The organism is Sphingobium sp. S6 (assembly GCF_905120495.1).
Classification (GTDB): Bacteria; Pseudomonadota; Alphaproteobacteria; order Sphingomonadales; family Sphingomonadaceae; genus Sphingobium; species Sphingobium agri.
The window spans coordinates 160,728-181,253 of record NZ_CAJHOG010000003.1; the positions used below are offsets into that span (position 1 = coordinate 160,728).

Here is a 20,526-nt window from a genome sequence, read left to right on the forward strand (position 1 = left end):
CTACAATCAAGCTCCCACTCATGCGGCGGCACGGACATGGGCGGGCCGCTGCGCCAGCAACCGCTCATAAACCGGCTGATAGCGCAGAATATTTGACGACCAGTTACGTTCCCGCTCGACAAAGGCGCGCGCCGTTGCACGGCGATCATCCCAGAAGCCCCGATCGGCGAACATTTCCGCCAATGCAGACGCGATCGCGGCCGGATCACCAGGCGTGAACAGCGTGCCGGTCACCCCATGCTCGATCAGTTCGCGATGGCCGCCAACATTGGAAGCCGCCACCAGCCGCCCCTGCGCCATCGCCTCCAGCGGCTTGAGGGGAGTCACAAGATCGGTGAGCCGCATCGCCTTGCGCGGATAAGCGAGCACATCGACGTGCGCATAATAATCCTCGACTTCGTCATGCGGCACGCGTCCGACGAAGACGATATGGTCGGCAAAGGGCGAAGCTGTCGCCTGATCCCTCAGCGCCCGTTCACAGGGTCCGCCACCGACGAGCAGCAGCTTCACCCTGGGGCGGGCGCGGACAAGCCGGGGCATGGCGGCGATCAGGTCGTCCAGCCCTTCATAATCATAGAAGCTGCCGATGAAGCCGACGACGTCCGCGCCATCCAGCCCCAGCCGGGTCGTCAGCGCCGGGTCCCGAGGCACCGGCGTCCCGAATTGCTCCATGTCCACGCCATTGGGCGAGACGATGATCTTTGCGGGATCAATCCCCCTTGCCACCAGATCGCCGCGCAGCCCCTCGCAGATGACGGCTACGGCATCGGCTGCGCGCACCGCGTGGGTTTCGAGTTGCCGAGTCAGCCAATAGCGCGGGCTTCCCTCGGTGCCGGTGCCGTTGCCGACCGCTGCATCCTCCCAGAAGGCCCGAATCTCGTAGATCATGGGAATGTCGTGCCGCTTGGCCGCGCGCTGGGCGGCCATGGCGTTCAGGACCGGGGAATGGGCGTGGATGATGTCCGGTCGCCAATGGGCGATCAGCGAATCGATCGCGTCCGCATGCGCGGCGATATCTCGCCATTCGCGCAGCAGGGGGTTGCCCGTCGCCGGGTGGCCCGGCGTGCGATGGAAATGGAGGCCATCGACGACCTCCTCCGCTGGTCCCTTGGCGCCGTGGCGCAATCCGGTGATGCCCCGCACGTCACAGCCCTGCGCCATTTGCGCCCGCAGGATCGCACGCGTCCGGAACGTGTAGCCGCTATGCATCGGCAGGCTGTGATCGAGCACATGGAGTATCCGAGTCATGACGCTTCTTGTGCCGGAAAAGGTTTAACGGCCCGTCAACTCTGCCGCGCTAGGGAAAGGCCGTGGCCATGGAAGAACCCTTCGCGCGATGATTGACGCCCTTTCCCTGCTGGTCAGCCATGGCGTGATCATGCTGGCGGCCTGGCGGCTGCTGTCGCGCCCGGACCTGGATGACGAATCGCGGGCGGAGCAATCGCCCGATGCGTGATCTCTTCTTCCTCGCTTTTCTTGGCGCCTTCTTCCTGCTGGGGTTGCGGCGTCCATTCCTGCTGGTCGCAGTCTACGCCTATATCGACATCGTCTCGCCGCAGCGGCTGTCCTATTTCCTGCTGAACCGAATCCCGATTTCCGCCATCGCCTTTGCGTTGGCGGTCGGCGCTTGGCTGCTGGTGGACAAGAAAACGGACTGCCGCTTCTCCATGCGCCAGCTCCTGTTGCTTATCCTGCTAGCCTGGTGCGGCTACACGACCGCGACGGCCGACTTCCCGCTCAACGCGCACACGAAATGGGAATGGGTGTGGAAGGCGATGATCTTCGCCATCTTCCTGCCGCTCACGCTCCGCACCCGACTGCGGCTTGAGGCACTGGCGCTCTTCATGGTGCTGTGCGCAAGCACGATCATCATCAATGGCGGCATGAAGACGGCGCTGTCGGGCGGCGGCTATGGCGTGCTCAACCTGATGGTCGACAATAATAGCGGCCTTTATGAAGGCAGCATCATCAGCTGCGTTGCCGTCTCGCTCATTCCGCTGATCCTGTGGCTGGCGAAGCATGGCACTATCTTTCCCCCCGACTGGCGGGTGCGCGGCTTTGCCTATGCGCTATGCTTTGCCTGTCTGCTGATGCCGATCGGGACGGAAGCCCGAACGGGCCTCGTCTGCATCGTCATCCTCGCTGGCATGATGCTGATGCGGTCGAAGCGGCGGTTTATCTACGGCCCGCTCATGGCCGTGGCAGCGCTGGCCGCCATCCCCTTCCTGCCCGCCAGCTTCACCCAGCGCATGTCCACCATCGAAAATCATCAGGGCGATGAGAGCGCGTCCACGCGCCTAGCTGTGTGGAAGTGGACGCTGGACTATGTGAAGGAGCATCCCGGCGGCGGCGGCTTCGACAATTACCTGCAGAACAGCTTCACCTATTTCACGCAGGAACGGGTAATCGACAGCGGGGGATCGCGAGTCGAGCGGCGGCTCGTCACCGACAAGGGCCGCGCCTATCACAGCGCTTATTTCGAAATGCTCGGCGAGCAAGGCTATTTCGGCTTCGCGCTCTGGCTGCTCATACATCTGATCTGCTTCATCCGGACCGAAGCGATCCGGCGGCGCTATCGCGGCCGCGACGGTCCGGGCGAGGCATGGATAGCGCCCTTCGCGCTGGCGCTTCAGCAGGGGCATGTCATCTACATGATCGGATCGCTGTTCGTCGGCATCGCTTACCAACCCTTCATCTTCATGATGCTATCGCTGCAAATCGGCCTCGACACCTATCTCGCGCGCAAGCAGCGGGAGATGGTGGGGAGCCCGGCCATGGCGTTGCGGCCGCTGAAGCCGGTCACAGGGAGAGTATGATGAGCGGAGAACTCCGCATTCTGGGCATGGCGCACGGCTTGCTGCTGGGCCTTGTCTTGGCGTCGCCCATGATAGGCGAGGCATTCCTGCCCTGGGGCGTTGAGGCATTGTTCATCATCGCGGCGTTCCAGCTGCGCCTGGCCGACCGGCGATGGGATACGCGCGCTGGACTGCGGGGGTGGATCAGCCACATACGCATGGCGCCCGGACGCCTCGTCCCATGGGCGGCGACGGCGGTCGTGGCGGTTATCGCGGGTCCCGAGCAGGCGACCCTGGCCGGATCGATCCTGGCGGCGGTGCTGATGGCAGAGCTGCTGCTCTATCCTGCCGGTGCCTATCTGCTTGGCCGACTACCGCGCGCGGGAATCGCGCTGCTCATAATTCTGCTGATCATCGGCTGCGGACTTGCCGGACAGGGCCAGCCCGCCCGGCTCGCCATGGCGTTCGCGCTGGGCGTGAGCGGCTGCGTATTCTGGATGCGCGGACCGGATGGCGAAGCGCGGGCTACGCTGCTCACGGCAGCGGCAGCTGTCGGATGCTTCGGCGCAGCCCTCTTCATTCCCGGCGCCACGATGATCGCCATGCCTGCAGCCCTGTTGGCCACGACCCTGACGCTCGCCCATCTGTCCGTCATTCGCCGTCATCCGGACCATTGGCGGCTGCGCAGCAGCGGCACGTTTCGGTGGCCCTTCCTGACCCACATGGGTTAGGGCCGGGAACGTAAATGCGGGAGGGCGGGTTAGAGGCTCTTGAGAAGGAGCCCATGCTGCAAAGCCTCGTCCACGGGCGGGGCTTCGCTTGCCGCGCAGTACACGCTATCTGACCCGTTACGAACGCGGTTTGATCGCCTTTCTGGAAGAACGCGGGGCCAGCCCCTCCCTTCCCTTGGCGGCCTGACCGCTCTTCAATTTTCAGGGATCCCCATGGCCGCGAAGAAAGAGCCTGCATTCACCGAAATCACCGTTCGCCCTCCCAACCTTTCGGAAATGTGGCATGCCACGGCGAACTGGTTCGCGGTTCACTCGTTGCAGATAGTGATTGCCGTCGGGATCGGCATAGCCATCTATCTCGGCCTCGCCGCACTGCGCGGATTCGGCAAGCGCTTCCGTGGCAAGCCGGGCAGCACCCTGGCCGTCTCCAACGTGGTTGGCCGCGCGATCGCCCGGACCACCCATTTCTTCATGGCCCTCGTCGCTGCCCGCTTGGTGGTGAGCTATGCCAATCCTCCACTGATGGTGATGAAGACGGTAGGTTTCCTCTTCACCATCGCTGCGGTTTTCCAGGCGGCGATCTGGGCGCGCGAGATCATCCTGGGCCTTGTCGAACGCAAGACGGTCGGTGAAGACGCCCATGGCGAAACCCTTGCCAACGCGATGGGGCTCATCCGCGTCCTGGTAACTTTTGGCCTGTTCGCCATCGCCGCCGTGGTCGTGCTCGACAATCTAGGGGTCAACGTCACCGGGCTGGTGGCTGGCCTCGGTATCGGCGGCATCGCGATCGGCCTTGCGGCGCAGGGCATATTTTCCGACCTGTTCGCCGCGCTGTCGATCATCTTCGACAAGCCCTTCCGCCGGGGCGAAGTAATCACCTATGACCAGACGACCGCGCGCGTCGAACGCATCGGCCTCAAAAGCACCCGCCTTCGCGCGATGACGGGCGAGAAGAAGGTCATTTCCAACGCCAACCTCCTGCAGAAGGAGATCACCAGCCTTCAAACGCTGGAGCAGCGCCGGGTGACCTTTTCCCTCGGCATCATCTACCAGACGCCCGATGAAAAGGCCGATGCCATCCCGGCCCTGCTTGAAGAGATCGTGACTGCCGAAGGGATGAACTTCGTCAACGCGGGCCTGGTGCGTTTCGGTGCCAGTTCGCTCGATTATGAGCTGAATTTCGACGTGCCCTACCCTGACCAGCATGATTATTTCCAGTCGCGCCATCGCATCGGCCTGGCGATCTGGAAGCGGTTCAAGGCGGAAGGCATCGAATTTGCCTATCCCACCCAGACAAGCTTCACCGCCGCTCCGGACGGGCGCACGATCATGCCCTATCCCGATCCTCTGCATATCGACCATGAAGGGACGGCGCGGCTCACCTGAACCGGTTTTCGATTCGCTTCATCTTCCCCTCGCTTGCCTCGTCCCTGCCAGCGGGTCAGGCAGCGGCAAATCCGATCGGGGACATGAAGATGATTTCACGCGCTACACTCGCCGCCGCCGCTTTGGCGGCATCCCTCGCCACCGCTCCCGCCGTCCATGCCGAAGGGCTTGGAGCCGAAGCCAATTACGGCCGGGCAAACGGACATTGGGGCACTGAAATCGGCGCAGGCTATGCACTGGACGTGGCCGGGTTCAGCCTGACACCCGGCGCGGGCGTCTATCTGCGCGACGGCGCGGCGAAGCTTTATGGCCGGGTCGAAGCGACATACGCCCTGCCCGCCTTTGCAACGGTGGGCGCTGGCGTCCGCTTCAGCAGCGACAAGGCCAGGCCCTATGCTACCATCGCAATGCCGATCCTTCCCAAGCTGCGCGTAAAAGGCAATGTCGGTCCCAAATATTATACCGCGGGCCTGACGCTCGGCTACTGACCCATGCCCCAAAGGCTTCCGGGTTGCAGCAGTCCGTTCTGCAAGGACAGGCCGCCCTCCCGGTCCTTGGCCAGCAGCAGCGCTCCGTCCAGGTCTATCCAGTCCGCGCCCTGCGCCACCAGCGCGGCGGGAGCGATGCCGAGCGACGTGCCGAGCATGCAGCCCACCATGATGCGGAAACCCCGCTCCCTTGCGGCGCGGGCGAGGGCCAGCGCTTCCGTCAGGCCCCCCGCCTTGTCCAGCTTGATATTGACCGCATCGAAGTCCCCCAGGCGATCCAGGTCGGCGCGCGTATGGCAGCTTTCATCGGCGCAAAGGGGCAATGGGGACTTGACGCCCGCCAGCCTGTCCTCCCGCCCGTGAAAAACCGGCTGCTCCACCATTTCGACGCCAAGCGCCGCAAGCGCTTCCGCTTCAGCCGCGATATCGATGTCGTGCCAGCTTTCATTCGCGTCGACGATCAGGCGCGCACCCGGCGCACCGGCACGAACCGCCGCGATCCGTTGCCGGTCGCCCTCTCCAGTCAGCTTGCACTTCAGCAGGGCAAAGCCTCTGCCCGCGGCAGCACGTGCATCATGTTCCATTTGGGCCGGGTCGTTCAAGCTGATGGTGAAGGCTGTCGGCAGCGGCGTCGGCGGCTGCACGCCCGCCAACTGCCACACTGGCACGCCCGCTTGCTTCGATTCCAGATCCCAAAGGGCGCAATCCAGCGCGTTGCGGGCAGCACCTCGGGGCATCGCCCTCAGCAAGGCCTCCCGGTCGAGAGGCCCCTGGTAGGCGTTGATGGCAGCGGCGCAGGCCTCGGCTGTCTCCCCTTCATAATAGATGGGCGTGCCCTCGCCCCTGCCCACATGCGCTCCATCGCCGACAGTACAGACCACGACATCGACCGACGTCTTCGCGCCCCGACTGATGATGAAGGCGCCAGCGACTGGCCAGCGTTCGACGGTAGCGGAAATTATGCGGTTCATCGGCGTTTCCTGAGCGGCGGAACAAGGGCGGACACAAGGCTCTATGCGAAAATCGCGCAGCGCCGCATAGTCCCGCCGAATTCTAATATGAGGATGGGTGCATCGTGACCTCCCGTGAGTTGACTGGTTTTCTTTCTTTGGCCGAGCAAGAAGCCGGGACAGCGCAAAGCCGCATGTCGGACCTTGCCTGGCGCATCGGCTTCGGCGCCATCAGTTGGCCCTGGCTGCTCGCCAGCCTGTCGGGCGGCCGCAAGGCTGACAAACGCGCCCTGCTGGATGAGCTCAAGCTGCCGCATGACGCGCTCCCGCATCTCGGCAGCTGGAAAGCGGATGTCGGTTTTCTGCGGCATATCGTCAGGGAAATAGCGCGTCTGCGGCCCGCCCAAGTGGTGGAGCTGGGCGCAGGGGCGTCCACCTTGATCGCGGCAAAGGCTTTGGCGATGCATGGCGGCGGCCGTCTGACCAGCTTTGACCAGCATGGCGGCTTTGTTGACGCAACCCGGACCTGGCTTTCCGACCATGGCCTCCACGCCGATCTGCGCCACGCGCCGCTGGCATCGGAAAGCAGCGATTGGCCGGGTCGCTGGTATGCGCTGGACGATCTGCCCGAGCGCATCGACCTTCTGATCATCGACGGGCCGCCATGGTCCGTTCACCCACTGGTGCGGGGCGCAGCGGACAGCCTGTTTGCACGGCTGTCGCCCAACGCCGTTGTCCTGCTGGATGATGCGGCACGGCCGGGCGAACGGATCGTGGCGCAACGCTGGCGCCAGCGCTGGCCACACATCGATTTCCGCCTGATGCATGACGGCACCAAAGGGACGCTGGTGGGCCGCAGGCGAGACATGTCGATTCCTGTCGCCAACGACAATGAAAGCGGACGCGGCTGGCAACATCTACGCCGGACCGCCGCTATCGCCGCCCTGCTGGCGACTGGCTGGATCGCGAGGGGCGCGCTGGGCGAATTTCCGCAGGCGGCTCAGGCCAGTCCCTTCCTTGACGAAGCCGCCGCGTCCCATCGTGCCGGCCTGTTGCGCCAGAACATGGCGTCCCAGGTGGAGAGCGCGACCCTCAACAGCGAGGAGATACGCCGTTCGACCGGCATCATCCTACCCTCTTTCCCGCGCAGCTGGCGCGTCACTGACGTTCAGCTTTTCCCGACACCGGACAGTCCGGCCATTGCCATATCTCTCGTGACACCGGCGGGCGAACAGCTCTCTTTCTTCGCGGACAAGGCGGAAACCCCTGCCGAAGCGCGGCCGCTGATCGCCCGGCGCGCGACCGACATCATCGCTTATTGGGAAGCGGGCGACATGGCCTACGCTCTTACCGGCCGCACCGCTGCCCGCCGCATCATGACGCTGGCGGCGGAGATCACGCCCGCCAGCTGAGCCCCCGCTCCACTGATCCTCGTTGAGGCTTGCGCCCCGGGCTGCTAAGCGCGCGCGCATGCAAGATGCGGAACAATCCATGCCGCGCGGCGGCGCGCGTTCGTCCCTTGGCAGCCTCGCCATGCTGTGGCGTTTTGCCTCGCATTATCCCGGACGGATCGCAGCCGCGCTCGCCGCGCTCATCATTTCTTCCGCCGCCACGCTCGCCATTCCCAGCGGCTTCCGCCTGGTCATCGACCGCGGCTTCATGGGCGGTGGCGATATCAGCCGGTGGTTTCAATATCTGCTGCTGATCGTGCTGATCCTGGCCCTTGCCACGGCGGCGCGCTTCTACTTCGTGTCCTGGCTTGGCGAGCGCGTGGTTGCCGACATCCGGTCGGCAACCCAGGCCAATCTCCTGCGCCTGGAACCGCGCTTTTTCGAAGAGAACCGCCCGTCGGAGATCGCGTCGCGCATGACGGCCGACACCGCCATCATCGACCAGATCGTCGGCTCCACCGTGTCCGTCGCCTTGCGCAATCTGGTCACGGGGATCGGCGGCCTCATCTACCTGTTCGCGCTGGCGCCCAAGCTGGCGGGGCTCCTGGTGCTCGGCATCCCCATCATCCTAGTCGTGATGATCAGCCTCGGCCGCCGCGTCCGCCTGCTCTCCCGCGCAAGCCAGGACAGGCTTGCCGCCGTCGGCAGCGTCACCGCCGAAGTGCTGGGAGCCATGAAGATCGTTCAGGCATTCGGGCAGGAATCGCGCGAATCCGCGCGCTTCGACGCAACCGTCGAAGCCGGGTTTGCGACGGCCCGTCGCCGCATCCTCCTCCGCGCCGCCATGACCGCCGTGGTCATCGCGCTGGTCTTTGGGTCGATCACTGCGGTGATGTGGCAAGGCGCGCTCGACGTCGCTGCGGGCCGACTGTCAGGAGGCAGCATCGCAGCCTTCGTTCTGACAGGCGGCCTTGTCGCGGGCGCATTCGGGGCGCTTTCCGAAACCTGGGGCGACCTGCTGCGAGGCGCGGGCGCTGCAAGCCGCCTGCATGAGTTGATGACGGCGAAGCCCGACATCGTCGCGCCCACGTCACCCCGGCGAATCCCTCAGCTTCCAACGGGCGCCAACCTCCAATTCGATGATGTGCATTTCAGCTACCCGACCCGGCCTGACGAGGCGGCCCTGCACGGCATATCGATCGACATCGCGGCGGGTGAGACGGTTGCGATCGTCGGACCGTCAGGGGCTGGCAAATCGACGCTGATCCAACTGGCCCTTCGCTTCTATGATCCTGATGCGGGCGAAATCCGGTTGAACGGCATTCGCCTGCCCGAAGCAGATCCGGCAGCCGTTCGCGACATGATGGCGATGGTGCCACAGGACAGCGTGATCTTCGCTGCCTCCGCCAGGGACAATATCCGCTTTGGCCGGTGGGATGCGTCGGACGACGAGATCTGGAACGCCGCGCGCGCCGCGAATGCCGAGACTTTTCTGCGCGCGCTGCCGCAAGGGCTTGATACATTTTTGGGCGAAGGGGGTGCTCGTCTGTCCGGAGGTCAAAGGCAGCGGCTTTCGATCGCTCGCGCTCTGCTGAGGGATGCGCCTATCCTGCTGCTGGACGAGGCGACATCAGCTCTGGACGCGGAGTCGGAGCGGCTGGTGCAGGACGCCTTGACGCGTTTGATGCTGGGCCGGACGACGATCGTCATCGCCCATCGTTTGGCGACGGTGCGTGCTGCGGACCGTATCATCGTGCTTGATGGAGGCCGGGTCGTCGAGCAGGGCAACCATGCCGCGCTCATGGCGGAAAAGGGCTTGTACGCGCGGCTGGCGAGCCTTCAGTTTCAAGATGTAGCGCCGGCCTGAAGGCTTCCACCACTCGCCGCTCGACTAGTCGCTGATCCGCACGATATGATCGAGGATGGCGGGGTGGAGCGGCCGTTCGAACTGGCAACCTGCTTCGTGGCCACGCGTCCAGAGGACATGGGCACGGCGCCCTTCGAAACCCGGTAGCATCACCCAGAGGCAATCGCCCGCAGCAAGCTTCATGAAGCTCTGCAACCGGAAACCGCTGACGGAGAGATCGGCGACGCGGCTTTTGAACCAGGTTTCACCCGGCCGCCTCACCTTTACTGGCACGTGGACATAGCGCCGCTCCGATAGGCGGCTGCCGTTTGCGCTCGGCTCAATGTGAATTTCTGCGCCCATGGTCAGATGCGTCCCTTGCGGCGCATTGTCGCTGATTGCAGTTAAGAAGTGTTGAAGATGAGCGGGCAAAAAAAGAAGGGCCGCCGAAGCGACCCTTGATCAATTGCCAAAAGCTGATTGCGTCACCCCAGCCCGCGCCCGGAAACGGGAAGTCGAATATTCCCGGCCAGACGGCGGCGGCGTAGCCAGCCTTTAGAAATTTCCATATTGTTCGTTGCCAACGAAGCCCAGCTTCGTGACGCCAGCGCGCTTGATCTCCGCAAGCACCTCATCAACGACCACATAACGGGTGGCCGCGTTAGGCTGGAACTGCAATTCGGGTTCGACCGGCAAGCGCAGCGACTGCTGCAGATACTGACGCAGGGTCAGCAGGTCGATGGCCGAACCGTTCCAGGTGATGATACCACCGGCATCGATCGCGACCTTGTTCTTGACAGGGTCGATAACGCTGTCGGTCGGCGGCGCGTTTTGCGGCAGGTCGATCCTGACCGCGTGGGTCTGGATCGGGATCGTGATGATGAACATGATGAGGAGAACGAGCATGACGTCGATCAACGGCGTCGTGTTCATCTCCATCATCGGCTCGCCATCATCTTTTCCGGCACTCATTGCCATGGGGCGATACTCCTAAAACTTAGAGCCGCTGCGTCTGCGAACCCGGTTCGGGTTCGGAGATGAAGCCGACCTTCGGGAAACCGGCGCGCTGCATCGTATAGATGGTGCCGCCGATGCACCGGTAGGGCGTATTGATGTCGCCGCGGATATGCACTTCAGGCAGATCCTCCGGCGTCAGGTTTTCAACGCCGCCCGCCTTCTTGATGTCCGCTTCGAGCTTCGCGACCGCACGGTCGAGCAACTCGTCCGAAGACACCTTGGTCAGGTTCCAGTAAACCGCGCAGCTGCCGTCTCCGGCTTGCGTGATCGACAGCGAGACATTCTCCGGCTTCGTCGTCGTCGGCTCGAACGCGACCTTGGGGAGCTGCAGCTGAACCGTCTGGACGACGACCGGGACCGCGATGAGGAAGATGATGAGCAACACCAGCATGACGTCGACGAGCGGCGTCGTGTTGATGTCGGACATCGGCTTTTCATCACCGCCGTCGGAGCCAACACTCATTGCCATTGATTAATTTCCTAACATGCGTGTCGATGGTGCCCCATCATTTGGGGCCCATAGCCGGTGGGGAGCAGCAGTCGCAGCCGTCCACTATCCCGCACCGGCTCCTTGACCCAATCAGGCCTTGGTCGGAGCAGCAGCCGGCTTGGCAGCAGGTGCAGCCGGGGCAGTCGCGAACGAAGGCTTGACGGCGCCGTTCGACACCAGGTGAGCCAGCAGATCGACGGTGAAGCCATTCAGCTGTTCGGCGATCGACTTGTTGCGGCGCTGCAGGAAGTTGTAGGCAAGCACCGCGGGAACGGCCACGGCCAGACCCAGCGCGGTCATGATCAGAGCTTCACCGACCGGGCCGGCGACGGCGTCGATCGATGCCTGACCGGCAGCACCGATCTTGATGAGCGCGCGGTAGATGCCGATAACCGTACCGAACAGACCGATGAACGGCGAGGTCGCACCGACGGTCGCGAGGAACGCCAGGCCACCGCCGAGCTTCGAGTTGATCGACGCTTCCGAACGGGCGAGCGAACCGTGCAGCCAGTCATGAGCTTCGACCGGGTCGGTCAGCTTGGTGTGTTCTTCCTGAGCCTTGATGCCGTCGTCGACGATCTGCTTGTATGCCGAGTTCTTTTCGAGCTTGGCCGAACCTTCCTTCAGGGTCGCGGCGCGCCAGAAGGTCGCGCGAACCTTCTTGCCCTGATTGAGAACCTTCTGCTGTTCGATCAGCTTGGTGAACAGGATGTAGAAGGTGCCGACAGACATGGCGACCAGGATGATGAACACGGTCCATGCGATGGTGCCGCCCTGCTCCAGGGCTTCCATGAGGCCGTAGGGATTTTCCGGCTTGGGCGCCGCAGCTGCTGCGAGATACATCAACATTTTCAAGACTTCCCTCTCAAAAGGATCAATAAAAGGGGAAGGCGGCAGCAGCGCCAGCCTTCCCGTTACAATTATTCAGGCAGTCGCCAGGTGATGCGACCATTGTAGGTGTCGGACATGGGTCCGCCTCCGGCTGCCGTAGCGGGCTTGAACTTCGCACGGCGCGGCAGGAGACGGCACGTCGCCTCGTCAAGGTCGGGGTGACCCGTAGAAGAGGTGATGGTGCAGCTCGTGACACGACCGTCAGGTCCAATCTCAAGCCGGAAACCAGCCGTACCCGAACGCTCTTCGCGCTGTGCGCGGCTCGGATAGTCGGCATCGCTGAGCCAGCTGCCCGGCGAGCTGCGCGGCGTAGCGCGCGAAGCCGGAACGGCTGGCGGCGGCGGCGGAGCAGGCGGCGGCGGAGCCGCAACCGGCACCGGGTTGAATACCGGCGGCGGCGTACGCACCGTCTGGATGGGCGGCGCAGGAGCCGGCGTCTGAACAATCGGCGGGGGCGCGACGACCGGCGGCGGTTCGACCGGCTGGTCTGGCGGCGGCGGCGGCGGCTCCTCGTCTGGTGGCGGCGGTTCCTCCTTCACGTCGATCACGTTCAGCTGTTCCGCCGCCTTTTTGACATATTTCATGCCAAGGCCGGTAACAAAGGCATAACCCAGAACAGCGTGAATCAGGGCGACGATGATAATCGAGATCGTGCGACTCGATCCTTGCGAGTGGTCAGCATAGGCCATTCGGCAACGACACTCCTTAACTCAACTTACCATTGTTATAAGCAAACAAGCCAAAAGCGGCCCCAGTTGACCAGGTCGTCCCTGGCCACCTTTGGCCCCCATCCGCGCATTTGCTACCGTCGAAACTCCTATCGCGGCGCATCGTGGCACGCAAACGCTTTATCGATAGGTTGATTTCCGATGAGCATTTTAAAACAGAATGACTTGCCTGTGACAACATTGTCACGGATGACTTTAGGCAGGACGAACATGAAAAGAAAATCCTCCATGACCTTCAAGACTGCTGCTGCAGCATGCCTCATTTTGGCCGCATCTCCGTTGGTTTCGGCGGCTCAAACGAGCCAGCCGACCGAATCCGCCACTCTGTCCTATGCTGATCTTGCGGACTTGGCCGACGCTGCGCCGCTGGTCGCGGTCGCACGCATCCGAAGCATAATTGCACTACCCCAAAAAGCCGCTCAAAATGTCCCTACCGGTCAAAAACGAGTCTATGTCGAAGCCGAAATTCAGTCACTGATTCGCGGTGAAGGGGGAATCAGCCCGCGCGTTCGTTACCTTTATGATGCCACCCTCACCGCGCGCGGAAAGCTCCCCAAGCTCAAGAAAGCGCAGGTCATCCTCTTTGCCCGACCCGCGGCCCGGCCGGGCGAAATTCAGCTTGTGGCCCGCGACGCCCAGATATTTGCAACGCCTTCGGACATTCAGCAGGTGAAGGCTATCCTGTCTGAACTTGTCGCCACGAAGGCTCCGCCCAGGATTCTCGGCATCGGCGACGCATTCCATGTTGCCGGGACCGTCGCCGGTGAGGGCGAGACACAGATTTTCCTGCGGACGGCCACTGGAGACCCCGTGTCGCTCTCGATTCTCCGGCGCCCGGGGCAGGATCCCAGATGGGCAGTCGCGCTTGGCGAAATCGTCGATGAAGCAGCGCGTCCCCCTGCTTCCGGTAGCCTGCTCTGGTATCGACTTGCATGCAGCTTGCCAGCGACATTGCCAATGTCATCGGTCAAGGCTCTCGCGCCGATCGACGCAGAGCAGGCGCGCGCGGACTACGCTTTCGTCATCCAGTCGCTAGGCAATTGCGGGCGCACCAGAACAGCCGGTTGATGGCCGTCCCACGCGCGCTACATGTCCTTTTGCTTGGACAGCAGCGCGTTGGCGGCTATCAGCGCGGCTTCATATCAGCCTGAGGACAGCCAACATCATGACCAATCTGCACCGCCATGCCCCGCTGCGCGTCGCGCTTGTCGGCCTCGGCACGGTGGGCGGTGGCGTGATCCGGCTGTTGCAGACGAACGCGGACCTGATTGCCCGCCGCGCAGGTTGCCCGATCCAGATCGTCGCCATTTCCGCCCGTGACCGCAACAAGGATCGGGGGGTGGACCTCTTGCCCTATGAGTGGGTGGACGACATGACCACCCTGCCCGGCCGGGAAGATGTCGACGTCGTAGTCGAACTGATCGGCGGCGCCGACGGCCCCGCGCTTACCCTCGCCCGCCAGTGCCTGGCTGCCGGCAAGCCCTTCGTCACCGCGAACAAGGCCATGCTGGCCCATCATGGGCTGGATCTGGCGGCTTTGGCGGAAAAGGCCGGGATAGCGCTCAAATATGAAGCGGCCGTCGCGGGCGGCATCCCGGTCATCAAGGGCTTGCGCGAAGGAGCGGCCGCCAACGAGATCAGCCGCGTCTATGGCATTCTCAACGGCACCTGCAATTACATCCTGACCACAATGGAGAAGGAAGGGCGCGGCTTTGATGATGTGCTGAAGGAAGCACAGGAACTGGGTTATGCCGAAGCCGACCCGAGCTTCGATATCGATGGCGTCGACGCCGCGCACAAGCTGACCATCCTTGCCAGCCTCGCCTTTGGTACTGAATTGGACTTTGGCAATGTAGCGGTGACGGGCATCCGCCACGTCATTGCCGCCGACATCGCCGAAGCAGCGGCGTTGGGCTATCGTATCCGATTGGTCGGCATGGCTGAAAATGGTCCCGGGGGTTTGTTCCAGCGGGTTCATCCCATGCTGGTGCCACTCGACCATCCGCTCGCCCATGTCGACGGATCACTCAACGCCGTTGTCGCGGAAGGCAATTTCGTCGGCCGCCTCTTCTTCCAGGGCCGGGGCGCAGGGGACGGCCCGACGGCTTCGGCAGTGGTGGCGGACCTCATCGACGTGGCACGCGATGAGTATGGCGATGCGCTTGCCATGCCGGTCGCTGCACTGGCGCAGCAGCCCGCGGCAGACGCAGGCGCCCGCATCGGCCGCAGCTATCTGCGGTTCAAGGTACAGGACCGGCCGGGCGTGCTCGCCGAAATCGCGGCGGCAACGCGTGATGCAGGCGTATCTATAGAGAGCATGATCCAGCGCGGCGCCAGCCACGACGACAGCGTGCTCATGGCGATCGTCACGCATGCGGGCGAAGAACGGTGCGTCCGCAGCACGCTGGAACGGCTCCAAGGGTCGGATAGCGTGCTTCAAACGCCGATGGTCATGCACATACTCGACTAAAGAGCCTGCGCGTCAAGGCGGCCCGAAGCTGCGCATGAGCGTATCGCGCAAAGGTTCACCCAAGCGGAACAGCCGCAACCGCGCTTGTTTGGGGCAGCCCATGTTGCCGATTATCCGGCAGGGGCGCGCGTCAAAGCGGTAGGCGCTCATCTTGTTATCGGGCCCTGGAGCCATGGCATCGCCCTTGAGCCGCGCCGATGGGGACGATCCCGAAGCGCACAGTTGCGGAGACGCCAAGCACGGTGCTGAACCATGTACCCTATGCTGCGCCGTGATGATTGCAGGTTGAACGAAGCTGGCGGCAAGCAGCGCGGCGATCATCATCACGACCCTTTATCCTGATTAGCCCGCCCAACGCCGCAGACGACCTTCCGTTGCATTGGCGCCGCGAAAAGCGGGATCATGTCCGCTGGATGGGTCGACAAGCCAAGGAGGACCTCCTATCGCGCTGATCACAAAGAGACAGCAGAGGGATTATCATGGTGCAGGCTAGCTCAGTTCTCGATCGTGTCCTGGTGCTTGAGATGGTGCGTGTCACCGAAGCGGCCGCCATCGCCGCCTCGAAGCTGATTGGACGCGGCGATGAAAAGGCGGCTGATGCTGCCGCTGTCGAAGCGATGCGCATGGCATTCAACGACCTCTACATGGATGGCACCGTGGTCATCGGCGAGGGCGAGCGCGACGAAGCGCCGATGCTCTACATCGGCGAGAAGGTCGGAAACGCGATCGGCTCAGGCCCGAAGATCGACATCGCGCTCGACCCGCTGGAAGGGACCACGATCACGGCGAAGGCCGGGCCCAATGCCCTTGCGGTGCTTGCCATCTCGGAAGAAGGCGGCCTGCTGAACGCTCCTGATGTTTACATGGAAAAGCTGGCGGTAGGCCCCGGCTATCCCGACGGCATCATCGACCTCAACAAGTCGGTGAAGGAAAATGTCGAGGCCGTGGCGAAGGCCAAGGGCGTCGATCCCCACGAGATCATCGTCTGCGTTCTCGACCGGCCCCGCCACGAGAAGCTGATCGGGGAACTGCGCGCGATCGGGTGCGGCATCATGTTGATCCCGGACGGCGACGTGGCCGGTGTGATCGCGACCACCAACCCTGAAACCAACATCGACATCTACATGGGATCGGGCGGTGCGCCCGAGGGCGTGCTCGCCTGCGCCGCGCTTCGCTGCGTCGGCGGGCAGTTCAAGGGCAAGCTCCTGTTCCGGAACGATGACGAGCGCGCGCGGGCGTTCAAATGGGGCATCACCGATCTCGACAAGGTCTATGACCTGAAGGAACTGGCGAAAGGCGACTGTATTTTCGCAGCGACCGGTGTGACCGATGGGTCATTGCTGGCAGGAGTGAAGCGGTTGCCGGGCGGCAAGCTGACCACGGACAGCGTCGTCATGCGCGCGAGCACCGGCACCGTCCGCTGGGTGAAGGGCGAGCATCATGTGGATCGCAAGCATTTCTGAGCGGAATGCATGAATGAATAGAAAAAGGGGGCAGATCGCCCCCTTTTTTTCTGCTCGCAGATCAGGCCTGTTGTTTGAAGTCTTTAACGTCCAGCGCGGTGATTAAGATCGTGGCCGAGGGCGAGCGTCACAACGCCCAGCAAGGTATAGGCGCTTTCCTGCCAGCCATGGTCGAGCGTCATCGCACCGGCCATGATGCCAAGCCCGAGCGATCCGATCGCGGCGGGCATCATGAAACCATGCTTCATAGCGCCATGACCGAGCGCGATCGCGCCCAGCATGATCGCGAGCACGAGGCCGACCTCGTGGAACAGCGGATTTTCAAAAATGCCGCCCGCAGAAGCGAGAAGACCGAGCAACACGGCGGTGCCGATGCAATGCGCAACGCACAGGCCCGATAGCGCGATCGCGGCGCGGTCTAGGCGGCCATTCAAAAGGCTGGAGCGGATGCTGATCGGCATGGTGGCCACTACATAGGCCAGACCAGATGAAGTTACAACATATCATCTGCATAAATATGAGCTTGTTTCAGGACATAGCGGACGCCGGAATCGGAAAAGTCAGGCGGCAAGCCGCAGGCAATTGCGGCCGCTGTTCTTGGCGCGGTAGAGCGCCTTGTCCGCAGCGTCGAGCAGCCCCGCCCGGTCCGCCCTGCCCTTCAGTTCCACAAGCCCGGCGCTGAAGGTGACGATGACGGATTCGCAGCCGACCGTACTGATCCGCCGCTCCGAAACCATGTCCCGTAGCCGTTCGCACACCATGCTTGCCCGTTGGATGTCGGCGCCGGTCAGAAGGATGGCGAACTCTTCGCCGCCCAGCCTGCCGATACTGTCGCCGCCGCGCAGGCCCGGACGCAGCCGCTCCACGAAGCTGGAAAGCACCTGATCCCCAACACCATGGCCATATCGATCGTTGATCGACTTGAAATGATCGATGTCGATCAGCAGCAGGCAAGCCTGGGCGCCGCGCGCGACCCGCTGGATTTCCTGGTCCAGCTTTTCCAGGAAGGCCCAGCGGCTGTCCGCCCCGGTCAGCGTATCCACCGCCGCAACCCGTTGCAGCGCCCGCTGACGCGCCTTGTGCCGCGACATGTCCCGAATCGTGCTGACGACGCCCGTGGGCAGCCCCTGTTCGTCCAGCATGGCGCGGGTCACCATTTCGCACCAGTCGGCCCCGTCGGTGAAAGCAGCAGGGCGGAATTCGACCGTCTGCACATCCCCCGGCCGCGCCAGCGCGCGCTGATGCGCCCCGTTCACCTCAGCCCGGTCCTGAGGATCCACGACGATTTCCGCCGCGCGGCCGACCAACAAGGCAGGCGCACAGCCGATCTGCTCGGCAGCCGAGGGTGACGCATATTGGATGATGCCATCGACGCTGATGTTCAACACCACATCGCCGCTATGTTCGGCAATGGCGCGGTAACGCGCCTCGCTCGCCTGCAACGTTTGGAAAAGGCGGCGGCGGCCGTTCAGTTCGGCGGCGAGCGGCATGGCAAGCAGGAAGCTCAGGGCTAGGAACAGCTGGAACAGTTGCGTGCGGTCACCAATGTCGCTGCTGATCAGGGCGATCGGTCCATGGCCCGTCATGGTCGCCCCTCCGCCAATCAGCGCGAGCAGCACGATGGAGGCCGCGGCACCCAAAGAACCTATGCGAAAGGCGATCGTGACCAGCGGCAGCACCAGCAGAAACAGAAGCGGGTAACGGGCGAAGAAGAAGACATGAACGGCGACGAGCGAGAAGAGCAGGAGAAGGCACAGCACCTCCAACTTCTTCCGGCCGGACGTTTCGCCAAGCCATTCGCTCACCTGCCCCTGCAGGAGCATCGTCAGGATCGGCGTGCAGACCAGGCCGCCCAGAATATGCCCGCTATACCATTGCAGCCAGGACGCCCCGAACGAGACCGGGGTAAGCACCGACGCAACCAGAGCCGCCCCTGTCGCGGCGACGATGTTGGCGGGAATACAAAGCGCGAAGATGAAGACCAGAAGGGAGCGCCTGGACCCGTCACTCAGATGAACGGGAATGAAGCGGCGGCACAGGATGGCGACGATCAGCGATTCGGCTATGTTGATGATCGCCATCGGAGCGGCCGCCCACGGCCCCATGCCGAACAAGGCCGTCGAAAGGATGCTGGCGATGCCGCATGCCGTGATCGCACGCGGCCAGTAACGTGTCTCCGACGTCTGCAGTTCGGCCATCAACAAGGCGTTCGCAGCCCAAATGAACGCGATGCCGCCTTCGAAGCGGGAGCAAAGCAGGGCCACCGACGCGATCGTGAAATAAGCAACACCGGCAATCAGCGGCGCCAGTCTGGGAGATGGGGAACGAAGAGCGGCAGACATGACGATGCCTGCCTAGCGATCCATCCTTAAAATATGATAACCATGCCAGGCGCTGCAGGCCTCCATAGCGTCAGGGGATATAAGGCCGATCAGCCCCTGCCGGAGCGGAAGCTCAGGCCTTTTCCAGCGTGCATTGCAGCGGATGCTGGTTCTGCCGGGCGAAATCCATCACCTGGTTCACCTTCGTTTCCGCCACTTCATAGCTGAAGATGCCGCACACGCCGACGCCGCGCTGGTGCACGTGAAGCATGACGCGGGTCGCTTCCTCCATATCCATGCGGAAGAATTGCTGGAGGACGTGCACGACGAATTCCATCGGCGTGTAATCGTCGTTCAGCATCAACACCTTGTAGAGAGACGGCTTTTTGGTGCGCGCGCGGGTGCGCGTGGCGATGCCGACATTGGGACCGCCGGGGCCTTCGCCCTGGTCGTCCTGGTCCCGGCCGGCCATCTTCTCCCGATATGTGCTGATGCTGCTCATGACGGGTGAGAATATGGCGATTCCAGACGTCAAGGCAAGGGGCGCAGATGGCGAGTCATCGCGCTACTGGACGCGGTAACCACGAAAAAAGGCTCCCACCACAGCGGCGGGAGCCTGTTCTTCCTTTTGAAGTTCGATCGCAGATCAGACCGCGAGCGACTTCACCTTGTCGGTGACGACCGTGACGCGTGCGGTAAGCGGCTGGGCCACTTCACCTGCCAGCTTGATCAGCGCTTCGCTGTTCTTGGCGGCTTCCTTGGTCAGCTCGTCGAAGCTGCTCGACAGAAGCTGGCTTTGCAGCTGGAAGAATTCGGTCGGCGTCTTGACGGTGGAGAAGCTCTTGAGCGAGGCAGTCGCCTTTTCGAAGCTCTTGCGGCTGTAGTCGACCGCTTCCTGACCCATGGTCTCAATGCCCTTGGCCGCGATCTTGCCCGATTCGACGAGCGCTTCGACATTGCCCTTAGCGATATCGCTCAGTTCCTCGATCGCCTTGGTCGACTTTTCGACGCCAGCCTTGGCCTTCACGTTGAAGTCGGCATAGGCCGTTTCGAACTTGGCCTTGGTCTCTTCAGCGAACTTCTTACCGGTTTCAATCACGTCGTTCATCATCTTGGTTCCTTCTGTGGCAGGCAGCGTCTTGGGCTCTACCGGCCCGGCCTCGGACGAAAGGCTCTTGATTGGTTCAACTTGGGCAGCGGTTTCTTCGACCAGCGGCGCAGGCGCATCAGGCACGGGTTCGATCTGCGGCGGCGCAGCCGGTTCGGGCGCTGCATCGGCCGCCGTGGTGGCAGCGATGATCGCGACCGGATCAGCCGAGGCGCTGCTCTTGACCGCAGCTTTCCTGGGCGCCGTCGGCTTGCTTGCCGGAGCCGCCTTAGGTTCGGAGCCGACCGCGCTTTCCGCGGCCTTCAATGCTTCGGCCGCCGAAAGCGTCGAAGCGGATTTCTTAACCACGGCCTTTTGCCGAGAGGGCTTTGGAGTCACTGCCATTCGAACATTCTCCGTTGCTGCAGTGCACAATACACATGCCGCAGCTTTGACGCAAGAATATTTTGTG

21 protein-coding genes and 1 pseudogene are annotated in these 20,526 nt (G+C 63.0%); 10 read left to right on the forward strand and 12 right to left on the reverse strand.

All coding sequences use genetic code 11. From position 1 onward, the window contains the following. Positions 1 to 18 precede the first annotated feature (18 nt). A complete protein-coding gene (locus SPHS8_RS11500; RefSeq protein ID WP_201515642.1) occupies positions 19 to 1,248 on the reverse strand; it encodes a TIGR04063 family PEP-CTERM/XrtA system glycosyltransferase in 1,230 nt (409 codons plus the stop codon). A 200-nt stretch (positions 1,249 to 1,448) separates the two neighbouring features. On the opposite strand from SPHS8_RS11500, the gene SPHS8_RS11505 reads away from it, so the two are divergent. From SPHS8_RS11505 to SPHS8_RS11520, 5 genes and pseudogenes are all read left to right on the forward strand, one after another. Further along, complete coding sequence (locus tag SPHS8_RS11505; protein ID WP_201515643.1) at positions 1,449 to 2,816, forward strand: putative O-glycosylation ligase, exosortase A system-associated; 1,368 nt, start codon at positions 1,449 to 1,451, stop codon at positions 2,814 to 2,816. After that, entirely contained in the window at positions 2,816 to 3,526 is a 711-nt protein-coding gene (locus SPHS8_RS11510) for a hypothetical protein (protein ID WP_201515644.1), read from the forward strand. Before SPHS8_RS11505 ends, SPHS8_RS11510 begins: the two co-directional genes overlap by 1 nt. Before the next feature lie 73 nt (positions 3,527 to 3,599). Further along, positions 3,600 to 3,713 (forward strand): annotated as a pseudogene (locus SPHS8_RS20445) (DNA topoisomerase IB); the annotation flags it as partial. 26 nt (positions 3,714 to 3,739) lie between these two features. Continuing rightward, positions 3,740 to 4,912: a mechanosensitive ion channel family protein gene (locus tag SPHS8_RS11515; protein ID WP_201515645.1), complete on the forward strand. Its 1,173-nt coding sequence runs from the start codon at positions 3,740 to 3,742 to the stop codon at positions 4,910 to 4,912. An 83-nt stretch (positions 4,913 to 4,995) separates the two neighbouring features. After that, the gene (locus tag SPHS8_RS11520; RefSeq protein WP_201515646.1) at positions 4,996 to 5,400 is read left to right on the forward strand and encodes a hypothetical protein; all 405 of its coding nucleotides are present in this window, start codon (positions 4,996 to 4,998) and stop codon (positions 5,398 to 5,400) included. Here the strand turns inward: SPHS8_RS11520 and dgcA are convergent. Further along, positions 5,394 to 6,371, reverse strand: coding sequence for an N-acetyl-D-Glu racemase DgcA (gene dgcA, locus SPHS8_RS11525; protein WP_201515647.1), 978 nt, complete (start codon positions 6,369 to 6,371; stop codon positions 5,394 to 5,396). The two genes, SPHS8_RS11520 and dgcA, sit on opposite strands and share 7 nt — an antisense overlap. A gap of 173 nt (positions 6,372 to 6,544) precedes the next feature. Here dgcA and SPHS8_RS11530 point away from each other — a divergent pair, with 173 nt between their 5' ends. After that, positions 6,545 to 7,762: a class I SAM-dependent methyltransferase gene (locus tag SPHS8_RS11530; protein WP_236575107.1), complete on the forward strand. Its 1,218-nt coding sequence runs from the start codon at positions 6,545 to 6,547 to the stop codon at positions 7,760 to 7,762. Positions 7,763 to 7,820: 58 nt separating this feature from the next. Beyond that, positions 7,821 to 9,608, forward strand: a complete 1,788-nt coding sequence (locus SPHS8_RS11535) for an ABC transporter transmembrane domain-containing protein (protein ID WP_201515649.1) — start codon at positions 7,821 to 7,823, stop codon at positions 9,606 to 9,608. A 24-nt stretch (positions 9,609 to 9,632) separates the two neighbouring features. Here SPHS8_RS11535 and SPHS8_RS11540 read toward each other — a convergent pair whose 3' ends face one another. The 5 genes from SPHS8_RS11540 to SPHS8_RS11560 all read right to left on the reverse strand — a co-directional run bounded on the left by SPHS8_RS11540 (position 9,633) and on the right by SPHS8_RS11560 (position 12,674). Further along, positions 9,633 to 9,950, reverse strand: coding sequence for a PilZ domain-containing protein (locus SPHS8_RS11540; protein ID WP_097092903.1), 318 nt, complete (start codon positions 9,948 to 9,950; stop codon positions 9,633 to 9,635). 192 nt (positions 9,951 to 10,142) lie between these two features. Then, positions 10,143 to 10,565, reverse strand: a complete 423-nt coding sequence (locus SPHS8_RS11545; protein WP_201515650.1) for an ExbD/TolR family protein — start codon at positions 10,563 to 10,565, stop codon at positions 10,143 to 10,145. Between the two features lie 19 nt (positions 10,566 to 10,584). Beyond that, on the reverse strand, positions 10,585 to 11,073 hold the full coding sequence (locus SPHS8_RS11550) for an ExbD/TolR family protein (RefSeq protein WP_097092374.1): 489 nt from the start codon (positions 11,071 to 11,073) through the stop codon (positions 10,585 to 10,587). A gap of 111 nt (positions 11,074 to 11,184) precedes the next feature. Beyond that, a complete protein-coding gene (locus tag SPHS8_RS11555; protein ID WP_176502232.1) occupies positions 11,185 to 11,943 on the reverse strand; it encodes a MotA/TolQ/ExbB proton channel family protein in 759 nt (252 codons plus the stop codon). A gap of 71 nt (positions 11,944 to 12,014) precedes the next feature. Next, entirely contained in the window at positions 12,015 to 12,674 is a 660-nt protein-coding gene (locus SPHS8_RS11560; protein ID WP_097092376.1) for an energy transducer TonB, read from the reverse strand. 249 nt (positions 12,675 to 12,923) lie between these two features. On the opposite strand from SPHS8_RS11560, the gene SPHS8_RS11565 reads away from it, so the two are divergent. Together SPHS8_RS11565 and SPHS8_RS11570 are read left to right on the forward strand one after the other, a co-directional pair. Continuing rightward, complete coding sequence (locus tag SPHS8_RS11565; RefSeq protein WP_201515651.1) at positions 12,924 to 13,781, forward strand: hypothetical protein; 858 nt, start codon at positions 12,924 to 12,926, stop codon at positions 13,779 to 13,781. Positions 13,782 to 13,878: 97 nt separating this feature from the next. After that, positions 13,879 to 15,183, forward strand: coding sequence for a homoserine dehydrogenase (locus tag SPHS8_RS11570; protein ID WP_201515652.1), 1,305 nt, complete (start codon positions 13,879 to 13,881; stop codon positions 15,181 to 15,183). Positions 15,184 to 15,195: 12 nt separating this feature from the next. On the opposite strand, the gene SPHS8_RS11575 is transcribed toward SPHS8_RS11570, so the two are convergent. Further along, positions 15,196 to 15,510 (reverse strand): hypothetical protein, encoded by a 315-nt coding sequence (locus tag SPHS8_RS11575; protein ID WP_201515653.1) that lies wholly within the window; start codon positions 15,508 to 15,510, stop codon positions 15,196 to 15,198. A 152-nt stretch (positions 15,511 to 15,662) separates the two neighbouring features. On the opposite strand from SPHS8_RS11575, the gene glpX reads away from it, so the two are divergent. Continuing rightward, the gene (gene glpX, locus SPHS8_RS11580; protein WP_201515654.1) at positions 15,663 to 16,646 is read left to right on the forward strand and encodes a class II fructose-bisphosphatase; all 984 of its coding nucleotides are present in this window, start codon (positions 15,663 to 15,665) and stop codon (positions 16,644 to 16,646) included. 83 nt (positions 16,647 to 16,729) lie between these two features. On the opposite strand, the gene SPHS8_RS11585 is transcribed toward glpX, so the two are convergent. The 4 genes from SPHS8_RS11585 to SPHS8_RS11600 all read right to left on the reverse strand — a co-directional run bounded on the left by SPHS8_RS11585 (position 16,730) and on the right by SPHS8_RS11600 (position 20,459). Further along, the gene (locus SPHS8_RS11585; protein WP_201515655.1) at positions 16,730 to 17,107 is read right to left on the reverse strand and encodes a MerC domain-containing protein; all 378 of its coding nucleotides are present in this window, start codon (positions 17,105 to 17,107) and stop codon (positions 16,730 to 16,732) included. 99 nt (positions 17,108 to 17,206) lie between these two features. Then, on the reverse strand, positions 17,207 to 18,988 hold the full coding sequence (locus SPHS8_RS11590) for a sensor domain-containing diguanylate cyclase (RefSeq protein WP_201515656.1): 1,782 nt from the start codon (positions 18,986 to 18,988) through the stop codon (positions 17,207 to 17,209). Positions 18,989 to 19,100: 112 nt separating this feature from the next. Beyond that, entirely contained in the window at positions 19,101 to 19,469 is a 369-nt protein-coding gene (gene clpS, locus SPHS8_RS11595; RefSeq protein WP_176502233.1) for an ATP-dependent Clp protease adapter ClpS, read from the reverse strand. Between the two features lie 144 nt (positions 19,470 to 19,613). Continuing rightward, positions 19,614 to 20,459, reverse strand: coding sequence for a phasin family protein (locus SPHS8_RS11600; protein ID WP_201515657.1), 846 nt, complete (start codon positions 20,457 to 20,459; stop codon positions 19,614 to 19,616). Positions 20,460 to 20,526: the final 67 nt, after the last annotated feature.

Bases quoted from the DNA above. Each gene is read 5' to 3' on its own strand.
- SPHS8_RS11550 (WP_097092374.1), bottom strand. From the start codon at position 11,073: ATGGCAATGAGTGTTGGCTCCGACGGCGGTGATGAAAAGCCGATGTCC.
- glpX (WP_201515654.1), top strand. From the start codon at position 15,663: ATGGTGCAGGCTAGCTCAGTTCTCGATCGTGTCCTGGTGCTTGAGATG.
- SPHS8_RS11555 (WP_176502232.1), bottom strand. From the start codon at position 11,943: ATGTTGATGTATCTCGCAGCAGCTGCGGCGCCCAAGCCGGAAAATCCC.
- SPHS8_RS11520 (WP_201515646.1), top strand. From the start codon at position 4,996: ATGAAGATGATTTCACGCGCTACACTCGCCGCCGCCGCTTTGGCGGCA.
- dgcA (WP_201515647.1), bottom strand. From the start codon at position 6,371: ATGAACCGCATAATTTCCGCTACCGTCGAACGCTGGCCAGTCGCTGGC.
- SPHS8_RS11540 (WP_097092903.1), bottom strand. From the start codon at position 9,950: ATGGGCGCAGAAATTCACATTGAGCCGAGCGCAAACGGCAGCCGCCTA.
- SPHS8_RS11510 (WP_201515644.1), top strand. From the start codon at position 2,816: ATGAGCGGAGAACTCCGCATTCTGGGCATGGCGCACGGCTTGCTGCTG.
- SPHS8_RS11535 (WP_201515649.1), top strand. From the start codon at position 7,821: ATGCAAGATGCGGAACAATCCATGCCGCGCGGCGGCGCGCGTTCGTCC.
- SPHS8_RS11565 (WP_201515651.1), top strand. From the start codon at position 12,924: ATGAAAAGAAAATCCTCCATGACCTTCAAGACTGCTGCTGCAGCATGC.
- SPHS8_RS11505 (WP_201515643.1), top strand. From the start codon at position 1,449: ATGCGTGATCTCTTCTTCCTCGCTTTTCTTGGCGCCTTCTTCCTGCTG.
- SPHS8_RS11600 (WP_201515657.1), bottom strand. From the start codon at position 20,459: ATGGCAGTGACTCCAAAGCCCTCTCGGCAAAAGGCCGTGGTTAAGAAA.
- SPHS8_RS11585 (WP_201515655.1), bottom strand. From the start codon at position 17,107: ATGCCGATCAGCATCCGCTCCAGCCTTTTGAATGGCCGCCTAGACCGC.
- SPHS8_RS11590 (WP_201515656.1), bottom strand. From the start codon at position 18,988: ATGTCTGCCGCTCTTCGTTCCCCATCTCCCAGACTGGCGCCGCTGATT.
- SPHS8_RS11515 (WP_201515645.1), top strand. From the start codon at position 3,740: ATGGCCGCGAAGAAAGAGCCTGCATTCACCGAAATCACCGTTCGCCCT.
- SPHS8_RS11500 (WP_201515642.1), bottom strand. From the start codon at position 1,248: ATGACTCGGATACTCCATGTGCTCGATCACAGCCTGCCGATGCATAGC.
- SPHS8_RS11530 (WP_236575107.1), top strand. From the start codon at position 6,545: ATGTCGGACCTTGCCTGGCGCATCGGCTTCGGCGCCATCAGTTGGCCC.
- SPHS8_RS11560 (WP_097092376.1), bottom strand. From the start codon at position 12,674: ATGGCCTATGCTGACCACTCGCAAGGATCGAGTCGCACGATCTCGATT.
- SPHS8_RS11545 (WP_201515650.1), bottom strand. From the start codon at position 10,565: ATGGCAATGAGTGCCGGAAAAGATGATGGCGAGCCGATGATGGAGATG.
- clpS (WP_176502233.1), bottom strand. From the start codon at position 19,469: ATGAGCAGCATCAGCACATATCGGGAGAAGATGGCCGGCCGGGACCAG.
- SPHS8_RS11570 (WP_201515652.1), top strand. From the start codon at position 13,879: ATGACCAATCTGCACCGCCATGCCCCGCTGCGCGTCGCGCTTGTCGGC.